At 42.7% G+C, this 14934-nt stretch carries 10 protein-coding genes; all 10 read right to left on the bottom strand.

All coding sequences use genetic code 11. From position 1 onward, the window contains the following. Nucleotides 1-100: 100 nt before the first annotated feature. Nucleotides 101-4183: a glycoside hydrolase family 70 protein gene (locus BS63_RS0102855; RefSeq protein ID WP_028798422.1), complete on the bottom strand. Its 4083-nt coding sequence runs from the start codon at nucleotides 4181-4183 to the stop codon at nucleotides 101-103. Between the two features lie 241 nt (nucleotides 4184-4424). Next, nucleotides 4425-5186, bottom strand: a complete 762-nt coding sequence (locus BS63_RS0102850; protein ID WP_002959640.1) for an inositol monophosphatase family protein — start codon at nucleotides 5184-5186, stop codon at nucleotides 4425-4427. Further along, nucleotides 5176-5454, bottom strand: coding sequence for a UPF0223 family protein (locus tag BS63_RS0102845; RefSeq protein WP_002959642.1), 279 nt, complete (start codon nucleotides 5452-5454; stop codon nucleotides 5176-5178). Before BS63_RS0102845 ends, BS63_RS0102850 begins: the two co-directional genes overlap by 11 nt. Next, nucleotides 5447-5860, bottom strand: coding sequence for a Spx/MgsR family RNA polymerase-binding regulatory protein (locus tag BS63_RS0102840; protein ID WP_002959644.1), 414 nt, complete (start codon nucleotides 5858-5860; stop codon nucleotides 5447-5449). The genes BS63_RS0102845 and BS63_RS0102840 overlap by 8 nt, the downstream gene beginning before the upstream one ends. 239 nt (nucleotides 5861-6099) lie before the next feature. Next, a complete protein-coding gene (locus BS63_RS0102830; RefSeq protein ID WP_002959646.1) occupies nucleotides 6100-7017 on the bottom strand; it encodes a bifunctional riboflavin kinase/FAD synthetase in 918 nt (305 codons plus the stop codon). A gap of 5 nt (nucleotides 7018-7022) precedes the next feature. Continuing rightward, a complete protein-coding gene (gene truB, locus BS63_RS0102825; protein WP_002959648.1) occupies nucleotides 7023-7907 on the bottom strand; it encodes a tRNA pseudouridine(55) synthase TruB in 885 nt (294 codons plus the stop codon). A gap of 75 nt (nucleotides 7908-7982) precedes the next feature. Continuing rightward, nucleotides 7983-9392 (bottom strand): DUF438 domain-containing protein, encoded by a 1410-nt coding sequence (locus BS63_RS0102820; RefSeq protein ID WP_002959650.1) that lies wholly within the window; start codon nucleotides 9390-9392, stop codon nucleotides 7983-7985. A 1-nt stretch (nucleotide 9393) separates the two neighbouring features. After that, entirely contained in the window at nucleotides 9394-9624 is a 231-nt protein-coding gene (locus BS63_RS0102815; protein ID WP_002959651.1) for a DUF1858 domain-containing protein, read from the bottom strand. A gap of 161 nt (nucleotides 9625-9785) precedes the next feature. Continuing rightward, a complete protein-coding gene (locus BS63_RS0102810; protein WP_002959652.1) occupies nucleotides 9786-10106 on the bottom strand; it encodes a hypothetical protein in 321 nt (106 codons plus the stop codon). Nucleotides 10107-10354: 248 nt separating this feature from the next. After that, entirely contained in the window at nucleotides 10355-14881 is a 4527-nt protein-coding gene (locus BS63_RS0102805; RefSeq protein ID WP_028798421.1) for a glycoside hydrolase family 70 protein, read from the bottom strand. Nucleotides 14882-14934 lie beyond the last annotated feature (53 nt).

Raw genomic sequence — 14934 nt, 5'->3', positions numbered from 1 at the left:
TATATCAAAAAGGCTAGAGGTTTACAGCCATCTAACCTTTTTTATCTATCCAAGACGATAGAGCTTCGGATTATCCATTTTTTTAAAGAATATTTAGAGCTTAGAACCAGATACCAAACCATCCAGAATAGAACCTGTTAATATAGCGTGGTCGATAGGCTGGTCGATAACTAGTAGAGTCATTACTATATTTTTTAATGAGTACACCTTTATCATTGAAGTGATAAGATTTGCCATCAATAACGCGGTGACCCGTGACAGCTACCCCATCATTACCAAAGTAGAAGCGTTCGCCATAAGAATTTTTGATAAATTGGTTGGAAACCATGTTCCCATACTTTTCATCAAAATATCTTAGCTTACCGTTGTTATCCTTGACAAAGCCACCCTTGACCTGAATTCCTTGAGGGTCATAAAATTGTGTATAGGTCTTGTATTTCCCTTTAACCTGAGTCAAGCCAACATCCATAATACCATTGGTGAAGTGACGCCACTTGTCACCAAATTGATAGTAACCATTTTCATAGCGAGTTCCATTCCAAGTGAAGAAAGACCGTTGACCTTTTGAATTAGTAATGAATTGGTTGGTCACCATGTTTCCGTACTTCTTGTCGAAATATCTCACTTTTCCATCTTCACCAGTAACAAAGTCTCCCTTGACCTGGATTCCTTGGACATCATAGTACTGAGTATAAGTGTTAGCTTTGCCCTTAACTTTGGTTAGTCCAACGGCCATCACACCATTTTCAAAATGACGCCACTTGTCAACGCCAAAGGAGTAATACCCATTTTCTAGGCGTTTGCCGTCATTATTGAAGTAATAGCTCTTACCGGCTGCATCCGTATAGATACCGTTCTTCAAAGCCTTGCCTTCTTTACCAAAGTAGTAGGTCGCCCCTTTTACCTTCTGCATACCTGTGGCCATGTAACCAGTCTTACCGAAATAATAGAGATTGCCCTTATCGGTAACCAAGCTGTCCTTGACCCGTTGACCAGTTGCCAAACGATAAATGTATCCCTTGCCATCGTAAGAAATACCCGCAGATTTTGTCGATGGCTTAGATGGTTGAGTAGGTTGGCTAGGAGTGGATGGCTGAGTAGTCGTCGTCGCATTACTCAACAAAGCAGTTGGCAAGTAAAGTTTACCACTAGTTAAATTGAAGTACTGCTTACCATCACTAAGGACATACTTAGCTCCGCGGCCCAAGATATTAGAACCATTGAAGTACTTAGCTGACCAGTTGGTAATCTTAACTGATGGATCAATTGCCTTGCCTGTTGAGATTTGCTTAGTCGTGAAGAGACTTGGGTAGAGCTTTTGCAACTCATCCAAGAATTTACCACCATACTGCTCTTGGTAGTCGCCATAAGTCCGAGTGTTGACCACGTAAGGGGTCTTATTGATGGCTGCCCTTGCGGTTGTTTGACCATATTGGTTAACCCGAGTTGCCGTAACAACCTCTTTTCCTGGCAGGTTATACATTTGGTCTGGCACCCAGTCAGACAGAACCTTGATACCTGCGGCATGCAAAGCCTTAATAGCATTGGCCAAGTCTTCTTTAGAGCCATACTTATTGTTCTTACTCATAGCCAAATCATAGCGGTCGCTAAAGGCATAACCATTGAGAATGATGGAGTCCAAGAAGGTTCCATCTTCAGATGACACGTATTGCGGTGCCATTTCAAATTGAGTGATGCCCCATGACTTGAAGAGGTCAGCATTTTTAGCGATTACAGCGTTGGTGTATTGTTCAGGGGTCTTAGCAAAGGCTTGGAAGTTTGAGAAACCTTCGTAGATAACTTGAGAATCAAGGGCATCGGTTTGATGGTAAATATTTCCATCCGTAGTCTTAGCCGTACTTGGAGCAGTGCGAACATCTTGGTTATCAGCTGCTCCGACTGGTACCCAGACTTGGATCATACCAGAAACTTGTACGTTAGCAACACTGCGAAGTTCAGAAGCACTGAAACTCAAGCGTCCTTGACTATCTGTGTATTTATATTGACTACTTGACACATCGCGATCATTAAGGTAAGTCGCAATGCCATCCTTGGTTGATAGCAAGAGAGGACGGTAGGCTTGATTCTTATGCGCAGCCCCCATGCTGAGAGTTACGCCGCTAGAAGCTTGGAAGTTAGGCATATTGTTAATCAAGACAGCCATACCAGATGTGCGGGTTTCACTAGTCCCACGATCTGTAACACTATCTGCACCTTTACCGTAACGAACAGAGGTCAAAATTCCGCCATTCCATCCTTGATTATAGCCTGCTTGTTGACCACCGGCCACATATTTGATACGAGCTTTAAGCATGGTTTCAATGGCATTGTAGAATGGGGTTTTAGTTGCCATATACTGACCGTTGTCAGTATACATATCACCATAATAAACTCGAGTAACCGTATCCTTGTTTTGCAACATCCAAGTATAGGCCATAGGTAGGTTGTTGATATAATACTGCTTATCAACTGAGTACATATCCTGATTATAGATAGCAAAGGCTTTTTCCAAATCATCCAAAGTGATATTAGTCAAACCATCAACATTACCCATTCCTAGTCTTTCACGAATAACAGTGGCAATCCGTGTCTGAACTTCTGAGTCATGGGCCCGAATAAAGACGTAATTAGGAATTGGATCCCCACTACTAGTGTTACTGCGTTTCTTCAAGCCAGCAGTCGCAAGGTTCCCCAAATTCCCACGGTAAGCAGAGGCATACCCAAAAGCTTTTAACATGCCAGAGCGTTGGTCGTTATCGATAGAAAGCGAAAAGTTATTTTGATCTTTAACATAATCATTATCATTGCCTGACCAGGCTTCCAAAATTGACAAGTGGTCGATCGCATTTTTTTCGCTTTTATCCGTACCGTATTTTGCTTTATAGTAATCCCGTTGAATTTGGAGCAAGTCAGCATCAACATTATCAACTGCATCGACCCGGACACCGTCAAAGTTGGCATCCTTATCGCCCATAACAATTTCACCCCAGTTCATGAGGTAGTGGAAGTGGTTAAGCTGTTCTGCTTGAACGATTGGATTTGAGTTATCCACATCATTGGCTAAGAGCAATTCATAACCACCGTAAGATGATTTATGATAGTTGACATGACCATCCTGCTGAGAGGGATTGCGATTAAGCAAACGCCAGTTTGAATTGGCCTGGGCCGTAGCATCACTGTTTGAAAAGAGCAGGGCACCACCTTGCAAGTGGTCTTGGCTAGGATAACTCGTTGGATTTTCAGAATTGATATTCCACTGACTTTGTGATTGCACAAATTGAGTCATTTTGCTGCGCAACCAAGCAGTATTCCCTTCAGTAGAAATCTTCTTTTCAATAGCGGTTTGAATAGATTGAACCGCTGTATCTATATTTCTTGCTGCTTGATTAGAAATCAGACCTTCCTTAGCCCAGAAGTTAACATAGGCCGTCTTAGTTGCCGTGTCTGGCCACCATGACATCAAGACTGGCCGGAAGTCGCTCTCACTACTTGCAGTCCAAGTTTTCCCATCCTTCAAGATAGCCTTTGGTCGATACCAAGAATCTGCTGTCAAATAATTATCAACAGTTTCAAAGCTAGCGGCCTGATTGCTGTATGCTTGGTTATTCTTTGCAAAACTATTCTCTTGTGGCTGAACTACTGAATTTTTCAGATTAAGATTATTGAGATTTGTGCCAGTATTTTTAAAATCGGGCCTTGTCGCCACCAACCTACTTACTTCTGTTTTAACAACTTTTGGTTGAGCTTGAGCCTGCCTTGTCGCTGCTGTGGTTGCTGTATTAGTTGGAACCATGCGATTTACTTGAGTTCTAACAGCAGATGTTTGCACTTGGACTTTCTCATTAGAAGAGACAGCATCACTAGTTTGGACACTATTATCAGGGGTGACAGCAATGTCAACACTTTTGCCGACTTTAAGGTAATCTTGATCAGCTTGAATTGAAACAGCATCCGCTGTTGTTTCAACTGCAGGAGATACCTGATTATTAGTAGCTGTAATAGTTCCTTGGTTAGACTGAGCGGTCGTAAGGCTTGTTTGATTGGCTGCTGCAACACTGTCATCTGCACTTGCAGATGGTGCCAACAATAGAGACATTGGCAGAGCGACCGTAGCAATCGCTACAGTTACCCATCTTTTCTTGACTTTACGCATCTTGTAATGCAATTTTGTTTCTCTCTCCATGGGAAACTCCTTTATGATTATTTGTTCGATATGTGAAATTGTATCTCTCTTCAAACTATTTCAATATCTTAATCATAATAACATATTATTTGAATTATTACTAATTAATTATTATAATTTTACAAAGTTATTTCCTACCTTTTGAAATAGTTTATTCTTCACAAAAAACTTACCTCCCACGCTAGAATCTGTGAATATAAAAAAGCTATCTTACTTAATGAGATAGCTCTTAGATTTATCTTTACTTGTGAATGACTTTTTTCACTCTGGCTACTTCTGCTTTCGGAATAAACATCACCGCTTGGCGACTTTTATAGTCTAGAGGTTCTCCGGTCATGGTCAAGAGTTCATAGCCCAACTTTTCCCCCATAATACTAGCAGCTGCATAATCCCAAGGAGAAATAGACGAACAATAACCAAAGAGTTGGCCCTCTAAAACTCGGCTCATACTAATACCAGCACTCCCTAGCACACGTACACCAAGGAGCTCCTGGGCAAAGTCCGCTAGACCAAGGTAGTTGTCAGCATACATCCGACCATTAGCCCCCAGCAACTGTCGAAACAAAGGGCGATTCTGGTAGGAGGATAAAGGCTTGCCATTACAGGTCACTTCGAATTGACCTCCACCGCTGTAGAGGTTCCCACCTGTAACATCATAGATAAGACCAAATTTTCCAAGTCCTTCTTCGTAGTAAGCAATCATGACGGCAAAATCACGACCCTGAGCAATAAAATTAACAGTCCCATCAATGGGATCTAACACCCAGACATGACCTTCCTTGACATCGTGGTAAAGATCATTTTCTTCCCCCAGGATGTAGTCATCTGGGTAGTTTGCCTGAATACGACTAACCATGAAATCTTGAGTGTCTTTATCGATATTGGTGACCAAATCATCAAAGCGAGTCTTTTCTTCAATCTGCAAATCCTCAGTCATCCGATTTCTGACATAAGTCACGGCTTGACGGATTAAATCTTGGGCAAATTCAAATTTATCTTTCAAGAGAAACCCACCCTCCTGCATTAATCCTAGCTGCCTGGACAGCTCGATAGCTCGAATAACCACTAGATTTTTCAAACTCACGGTCGATCTGTTTTTCTTGCATCTTACTTGGCACTACCCTTTTAAACGACCGATAGGCTTCCAAAAGTGTCTCTGTCTTAGCCTTAGATTCGTAAGCAGCCTCAACCTGATTCAAAAAATAAAGCACTGATGCAATCTCTTCAGTGCTCCATGAAGCATCTAGTGGGTAGGAATAATTTTTAGTCATGGTCACTTTCTAATTCTGCTCTAATCGTGGCTTGACGGAGCTCTTGCTCACGGTAGTGGCGCGGCAGAAAAGCTCGAATTTCATCTTCATTAAAACCGATTTGCATCCGCTTCTTATCCAAGATAATTGGTCGGCGCAAAAGGCTAGGATTTTTGGCAATCAAATCAATCAGTTCTGAGATAGAGAGGTCATCAACATCCAAATCCAATTTTTGAAAGACCTTTGAACGTGTCGAAATGATATCCTCAGTCCCATTTTCCGTCAAAGCTAGGACCGCTCTCAACTCATCAGCAGATAAAGGACTGGTTATAATATTATGTTCCTGAAATGCAACCTCGTGGTTGGTTAACCAAGATCGTGCCTTACGACAGCTGGTGCATGACGGAGATAAAAATAGTGTAATCATAAAGTCGTTTTTAAAACCCTTTCACCCTGACATTATACACAAAAAACTATAAAAATGCTAGGTAAGGTTGAGCCCCCTATTGCTGGAATTTACAGTTCCCAGATTGGCCCAGTCTCAGCAGACCAAGAGACCCTCCTAGATCGTCTCGTCTTAGGTAGTCAAACCAATAACTTGAAATTCCGTTCCTGTATGTTCCAAAACTGCATTCTAAATTTGAAAACGTAATTGCCAGCCTTACTCTAAAGTGTCCACTCTTTGGCTATTTTTTGGTCCTGGTGGAGTTGGTCAATCAAGTCATCGATGCCATTGAATTTAACCATTTCACGAATCTTATTCAACCAGATGATTTCAAGTTCTTCGCCGTAAATGTCACCAGAGAAGTCAAAAATATTAGCCTCTAGGCGGAGTTCGGTGCCACCAAAGGTGACATTCTTTCCAATGCTAGTCATGGCCCGATAGCGTTGCCCTTTGAGCAAGACATCCGTAACATAGACCCCATCTGCTGGCAGGAAGGTTCTATCTAGAGTTGCCAAATTAGCCGTTGGAAAGCCGATGGTTCTGCCCCTAGCATCTCCGTGAACGACAATGCCACGAGTGGAGAATTCATAACCCAATAATTGATTGACCTTGGCAACATCCCCCTGAGCAATCAAGTGACGAATCCGAGTTGAAGAAATTTTCTGACCATCTTGGCTGACTTCTGCTACTGTATAAACAGGGCCTGAAAAATTTCTGGCTAAATAGTCGGCATCCGTCCGATTGTGACCAAATTTATAGTCAAAGCCAACGACAACAGCCTTGGCCTTGAGTTGACCCAGATAATCCTTGATAAAATCATCCGAAGAAATCTGGGAAAAAGCCGTGGTGAAATTGGTCAGATAGAGGTAATCCACCCCGTAGTCAGCAAATTTGGCATAACGTTTCTCAGGATAAGTAATATGCTTGAGTAAATCAGGCTCAAAGCGGGCAAAGGCCAGCTTGGGCGATTCAAAGAAGGTCAGAACTGCAATTTTTAACTGGTCCCTTTTGGCAATTTCCCTGGCCTTATCAAAGAGAACCTTGTGGCCCCTGTGGAGGGCATCAAAATAGCCCAGAACAAGAACCGTTGCCTCTTCTTGCTCAATGGCCTGATAACTGTCTATTTCAATAATTTTCATCATGCTTAGATTAAAACCTTTCGCGGTTTATAAAGGTGACCCCTTCTTTCTAAAATGGCCTGAACCCTGTCCTCATAGAAGGCTGCCAAGATAGCTTCTTGAGAATCCAGTCTAATAAAGCGACCGAAGGAAATCTCAGTCTTCTGCGCTTTTTCCAGTTCCACCCTAGGCAAATCAAGAACCCCATATTCAAGAGGAAGCAGAAAATCTGCTTCTCCCCTTTCCAACTGGTCAGCAATCTCAGCGAGACTAAAGGACTTTTCAAGAACCAGCCCTGCCGAAGCCGTCCGTCTCAGGGCTGACATATGACTGGCCAGGCCCAGTCCAACCCCCAGATCAACTGCCAGAGTTCGAACGTAGGTTCCCTTGCTACAGGCCACCCGAAAATCAAAACGGCAGAGACCGTCCTCAAAAGTCAAAGGAGATGTCCGAAAGAACTCACTGATGGTTACCTGGCGTTGAGGCCGCTCAACACTTTCACCTGTCCTGGCATAGTCGTAGAGTCTGCGACCATTAACCTTAACCGCAGAATACATGGGCGGAATTTGAGTTATCTCTCCCAGAAAGCTAGCCATTGCCAGGTCAACCTGCTCGGCCGTCAATTGGTCCTGGTTCAAGAGCGTTTCACGAACCAGTTCCCCACTAGCATCCTCAGTCGTGGTGGAATAGCCCAGAGTTATCTGGCCTTCATAGACCTTGCCACTCTCAGTCATGTATTCCAAAACCCGAGTCGCCTTGCCGACAGCAATTGGCAGTACCCCTGTAACATCAGGATCAAGGGTTCCACCATGACCAATTTTCTTTTCGCCTAAAATTTTTCGCAGTTTAAAAACCGCATCGTGACTGGTCATACCAGCTTCTTTTTTGAGGTTGATAATACCGTTAATCATTCTGTTATTATACCTTTTTTCAAGAACAAAAGAAAGGAGAGGCTTTTCAAAACCTACTCCCCCTACAGTTTTTGCTTAATCAATAATATCGCGTTGACTATCTCCTTCTAAATCAAAGAAGGGTTGGATGTCCTGAACATACTCAAGCACTCCCTGAAATTCTCCTGCTTGGTCTCGGACAGCGGCATAAGTCACATAAACAAATTTGCCCTTCTTTTGCGATTTGAACCACATGGTCACCTTATCCTTCTGACCCGTTTTCAATAATTCAAAGACCTTCTTGACCTTGTCCAAAACCCTAGGTGGATGGCAAAGTTCGACATCGCGACCAATTTGACTGGGCACTCTTTTGAAAATCATATCCTTAGCGGGAACGCTATTGTTATAATATTGGAAGATATCATCCTTGTTAACAAAGGTCACCTCTAAGGGCAGATGATCCAAAATCAGATTGGCTTGGTCTAGCGACAGATAACCATTGGTAAATTTTTGTGGTACTTGGCGATCCAGTGCTTCCTTACGAGGCTCAAAGGTTAGGGGAAATTGACCAGCTGGTGTCTCAATAATCTGCTCCTGCTTATTGGTGGCGTCCCAATCTAGAGGCCTAGGATTATTAGCCTGGCTCTGTTTTGAGGTTTGCTCATCTACTACTTTTGAATCCCTTTCTAGCTGATTACTATCGGCAGGAGACGGTTGATTAGGCTCAAAACTTTCCCTCTTGGGAATCCATACCTCTTCTGGCTTAACAATGGCATAACCAATAGCCTCGCTTTCTTCAGCAATCTTCAACCAATCATCCTGAGTGAAAATCTCAAGAAGAATCATTAAAAGAATAGATTCTTCCTTAAAAATCATCTGTTCAAATTCATCAGCAAAGGCCTCGAAGCTTTGTCTAACAATTGAAATCTCAAGAGCTGGCAACTCTTCCACCTTGGTTTGAAAATCCTTAAAAAGCTGACGAATCTCATCATCAACACCCCACATCACTCTGGGGGGCGAATCATGACCATAAGATTCCATAATGGGAAAGAAAAGCTCTTCCTTGCGTTGATAATGTCGCCGGAATTGTCCCAACAAGCGAATTTGATTTTTTAAACCCTTAAGAATATCAGTCTGAAATTCCTCATTTTCAGGCTGAGCTAGATTTTCTAAGAGTCGACGAATCCTCAAAAGAGCGCCACGCAAGGCTAAGTTTTCTTGCTTAAAAACATAAACAGGATGGCCAGGTTGGTCACTATCAGCTACTTCCACACCTTGAACAGCATTCTTGAAGAGATTAGCATGGACATCACAGAGGTCCATAACATCTTCAAAAGTTACGCCGGATTTTTCATCAGACATCAGTTCATGTTCCATGAGAGAAATTTCCAAAGCTGAAACACCCTGAAAGTTCTGATTAAAACGCTCCTGGACCGACTCTTGACTGGCACCATGATGAAGGGCAACTAAAATATCTTTTAGTATTTCAATACGTTCTTCTGCCATCTCAATCTCCCTTCACCTCATAGCCATTAAATTCCAATGTTTGCTTTATTTTTTCTAGGGGAATCTTGGCCAACTTCGAGCCTGCCTTAAGGCTTGTAGTTCGTCCCAAAGTTTTTAACATCAGGGGGTTAGCCAAGGGTTTAAACCCCAGTTCAAGGAGAATATCCTTGAGCTCCGGATGCTCCTCCAAAATCTCAGCAACCGGTCTTGATAAATCTATAGTATTGGTCATAGAAACTGACTCACTTTCTCTTTTAATATCTTTATTATAACAGAGGAAAACGGCTTACGAACAAATCAAGCTGAACATTAAAAAAAGAAAAAAGTCAGAACCCAACGGGCTCCAACCTCACTTCTTGGTAACTAATAGCTGCTTTAAAGCAACTAAATCATTTATTTAGCTTCCCAGTAACGGACGGTATAGGTGATGGTTGTGGTTACATGGGTATTTTCATCATAGCTAGTTGTGCTACCGGATTCATCTCCACGCCAGTAATATTGGCTGAAATCAGTCCCTTGCTCTTGAATAGGGTTGCCGTTGATATCCATGTTGTGGACATTGTAATCATAAAAAGTCCGATGAAGATTAGGATTCTCCGCTCTGCCGTAGCGGTTGGTTTCCGTTACACCTAGAGCTGAAACGCTAGACCCCGCAGCAAAAATGGCAGCTACTAAGGCTGAGGTGAAGAGGATTTTCTTGATTGGTGATTTCATTTGTGATAATTCCTTTCAGATTTATGAGAGTTAATGTTGCTGAGTAAATTCAACTAATACAGTCTACTATACCTATAACCTGCAGTCTATAGACATATCCCCAAATGTCGCTATTCCAGCTTAAAATGTCACCTTATCCTCTTCGAAAATCAAAATTTTCCGGCAGGCAAGGCCAATATAAGATTTGAAACTTAACCAAATTCAAAAAAGAACCGAGAAACTCGATTCTTTTCTTTGCAGTCTGACAATCAGCCATAATGAACAGATGTCAGCTCACCAGTGTGAGCATCAAAGGTATAGCTGCGATTGCCAATTTTTACCGTAGTCCCTTTGGCCTGTGTTCCATCGGAATTGAAGTAAAGGTGTTGTCCCTTGATATCATGGAAACCTGTTACTGCAGCTCCATCATAACCAAAGAAATACCAATTTCCATTAACCAAAACAAATTGGTTTACAACACGACTGCCAGTAAAAGTATCATAGAAATACTTGCGACCATTGGCATCTGTCACTATAATTCCCTTAGCTTGTTGGCCAGTTTCAGCATCAAAATACATGTGCTGATTTTTTATGGTCTGGTTCCCCTTGACAGCATAACCATCTGCTCCCATGTAATACCATTGGTTAGAACCAGCCTTAGTTTCAAGGAAAGCGTTGGTTACCAAGGTACCTGTGTCAGCATCATAGTAACGAACCCCCTTGTCATCACGGATAAAGCGTCCCTTAGCTTGCTGACCTGTTTTTGTATCAAAGTAGAGCTTCTGACCTCTGATAGTCTTAGCTCCCTTAGCGACATGACCATTTTCATCAGCATAGAACCAAGCATTATTTCCAGTTGAGAAGAACTGACCAAGGATTAAATCGCCAGTATCTCCACTGTAAAAGAAGGTATTGCCATCTTTATCCGTTACAAAATCCCCTTTAACTTGGACACCGGTTTTTGTGTCAAAGTAAAGCTTTTGACCTTTAATTGTCTGAGCTCCTTTAGCAACTAGCCCTTGGTCATCAAGGTAGTACCAGTTGCCATCCTTGTTGAGGAATTGTCCCTTAACCAAGTTACCTGAACCTTGGTCGAAGTAACGGGTTTGTCCATCCTGATCGGTTACAAATTCACCTTTAACTTGGAAACCATTTTCATCATAATACTGAACATTTTGGTTGATGGTTACCAAACCGATAGACATGAAGCCGTACCTGTCAAAGTGACGGAAACGCATTTGACCCTTAGAGTCTGTCATGGCGAACCATTCATTATCGCGGCCACCCTTGTACATAACACCAGTCTTACCGTAGTATACGGAACGACCTTTTTCATCCTGCTTAATAGCATCCTTAAGCATGATACCATTTGGCAAGAAGTAATAGAATTTAGTGTTAATAACGTTAGGGCCTGTTACCATATGGCCGGTGTAGTCGAAGTAATAGGTATTACCTGCTTCTGTTACGAAGGCTGATCTAGCCTTGTTACCGGCGGTTGTGTAGTAAACAATGCCCTTACCATCGTTGTAGAAACCAGTCTTGGCATCCTTATTACCAGTCAATGAGGCAGGTAAGAAGTCACCTTTTTCATTGACGGTAAAGTATTTACCAGTACCTTCATCACTGAGGATATAGTCCGTACCACGATCAAGGACGTTGGTTCCGTTGAAGTACTTAGCAGACCATTCTTTCAATTTGACAGATGGATCAATGGTTTTACCAGTTGAAATCATCTTAGTCGTGAACATTTCAGGATATTTCTTTTGCAGTTCTGCTAAGAATTCACCACCGTATTTAGCTTGGAAATCTTTTCCTGAGCTCTTGGTGTTGGCCAGATAAAGTTTTTCAACTAGTGGTTGGTCAACTTTCACACGACCGTAGTTGTCAACCCGGCTAGCGGTAACAACTTCCTTACCAGGCAGTTGGTAAATTTGGTCTGGTACCCAGTCAGCAATGGCTTGAATACCAGCTGCGTGAAGGGCCTTGAGGGCGTTGGCCAAATCTTCCTTAGAACCGTATTTATTGTTCTTGCTCATGGCAAGGTCATAACGGTCGGTGAAGGCATAACCGTTTTCAATGATAGAATCCAGGAAGGTTCCATCGGTTGCTGAAACATATTGAGGAGCCATTTCAAATGAAGTTACGCCCCAAGCTTTGAAGAGGTCAGTGTTTTCGGCAATCTTCTTGTTGGTGTATTGGGAATCTTTTTGAACAAAATCTTGGAAGTTTGAGAAGCCTTCGTAGATTAATTGCGATTCCAAAGCTTGGCTAGCTGTGTAAGTCTTGTCCTTTTCACCCTTAGCCGCTGTTGAAGGGGCCACACGAATGTCTTGGTCAGCCTTAGCACCAACTGGTACCCAAACTGAGAGGTAACCATTGACTTCGACTTGTTTGTAACCCTTGATTTCGCTACCCTTGAAGGTAATGAAACCATCCTTGTCAGCAACCTTGGTCAACTTGGTATCAGAATCATTGAGATACTTTTGCAGACCCTTATCAGTTGTCAAAAGCAAGGGACGGTAGGCTTGGCCAGCATGGATTTTACCAACGTTAACCTTGATTTCTTCATTGACATCCAATTCCAATTCAGGGTTGTTAGAAATCAGGGTGAACATACCAGAGGTCTTAGCCAGCTTACCACCAGTCATATCATCGGCAGACATGACATCTTGACCGAAACGAACCGATACCAAGACTTCGCTGTTACCAAGGACATTACCAGCATCTGGATGGGCTGCCTTCATGGCTGCTGATGGTTTGTAGGAATTGTGTTCCATAATTTGACCACCGGCTGCGTAACGAATGCGAGCCCGCAAGAGAGTGTTGATGGCATCATAATATGGAGATTTAGATGCCATGTATTGACCATCATCGGTGAAGAGGTCACCATAGTAAACCCGGGTTACGGATTCCATATTAGACAACATGACAGCGTAGGCTGCTGGGATATTATAGTGGGTATAGTGCTTGTTAACACTATTCATATCCTTGTTGTAGATTTCAAAGGCCTGTTTCAATTGGTCCAAGGTGAAGGTGAAACCATCGGTTGTTGGATCAATTTTTTCCTTGATGATTTGTGCAATAACGGTTTGCACTTCTGAGTCATGCGCCCGAACAAAAACATAAGATGGTTGGGTATCTCCATACTTATCATTCTTAGTCCGGTCAGTCAAACCATATTCTGATTTAATCAGGGTTGACATACCAGGTGTCCGTTCATTGATCGGACGGGTCAAGGTATAAAGCAGGGAAAAGCGTAGACCATTGTCCATAGCCAGGGCAGCCCCGTTGGTGTCTTGGTTATAGTCATTATCATTGTAAGACCATGCTTCCAAGACTGAGATGTGAGCCAGGGCTTGGGCTTCAGACTTGTTGACACCATAAACAGAATTAAAGTAGTTGGTGTAGAGTTGCAGAGTATCTGCATTGACGTTATCCACGGCATCGACACGAATACCATCAAAGTTGGCATTCTTATCACCCATCACAATTTCACCCCAGTTCATGAGGTAGTGGATTTGGTTGAGCATTTCCGCTTGAACGACTGGGTTAGAGTTATCCACGTCGTTGGCCAAGAGGAATTCATAACCACCGTATTTGTCAGCCTTAGAGTAATGGGTTTTACCATCTTGACGAGTTGGGGTACGGTTAAGCAGGCGCCAGTTTGAATTTGCCCACTCTGTCAAGTTGTTATTGGTATAGAGCAGGGCTCCGCCTTGCAGGTGGTCAGCCTTATCGTATTGTTCGCTGTCCTTATTCCAACGAGATTGGGTAGCAACGAAGGCTGCCATAGCTTCACGCAACCACTTTGTTCCTTGTTCTTTAGAAACGCGAGCTTCAATTTTAGCTTGAATCAACTCAGCGGCTGTATTCAAGGTCAATTGGGAGGTTTCAGTTGTGAATTCTTCCTTGCCACCAAGTGCCTTGCTCATGTAGTTAAGGTAGGCAACTTGCGTATCCTTGTTTGGCCACCAGCTCATCAGAACTGGGCGTAGGTCAGTTTCTTTAGAATCAACCCAAGTTTTACCATTTTCAAGAATCTTAGCAGGACGGTACCAGCTTTCAGCTGTCAAATAGCCATCAACCAATTCAAAACTCTTTTCAGAAGAATCGAAAGCCTTGTTGTTGACTGAGAAATCAGAAACAATTGGTGTCAAACCTTGACTGAAAGAATAAGTAGAGGTTGAAGACAGGGCACCTGTTTTGGCATCAAAGTAAAGCATTTGACCATCAACTGTAATGGCAAAGTTCTTCTTATAAGAACCGTCTGCCATAACATAGTAAAATTTACCATCAATTTTTTTGATGTTAGCAAGAGACAAGGCTGCTGCTTCTTCATTTTGACTGACTGAGCCAGTAGTAGACTTGGCAACTTCTTGGCTAGAGGCAGCAGGTGCTGCTTCTGAACTAGCCGTGCTTGTCCCAGCCTGAGATTCAGCTTGTGGTGCTGCCTTTGTCGCTGGAGCAAGGTCGCTTGCTTGCTTAGCACTAGCTTGGTCTTGGCTTTGAACTTGGCTGCTTTCCGAAGTCGTGTCAGAAGCTTGGCTAACTTCTTTTTCAGAAGTCACTTTGGCACTGGCCGTATTTGCTGCATCAGAAGCCACTTCGTCCTCATTCTGATTGGCTGCTGCCTTTTGTTGACTAGCCGCAGCTTGTTCCTTGGCTAAGTCATCGGCAGAAACAGTTTGGCTTAATGAACCAGCACCAACAATGCTAGCCAAACCAGCAGAGGCAACGGCAATCGTTACCCACTGTTTTTTTACCTTGTGTAATTTGTAATGCAATTTTCTTTCCATGAAAATCATTCTCCCATAATATTTTCGATAGTAAAATAATATTGACCTAAAAA

The organism is Streptococcus sobrinus DSM 20742 = ATCC 33478 (assembly GCF_000686605.1).
Classification (GTDB): Bacteria; Bacillota; Bacilli; order Lactobacillales; family Streptococcaceae; genus Streptococcus; species Streptococcus sobrinus.
Note: the sequence above shows the minus strand (reverse complement) of the source record. Positions and strands in the feature narration are given on the sequence as shown.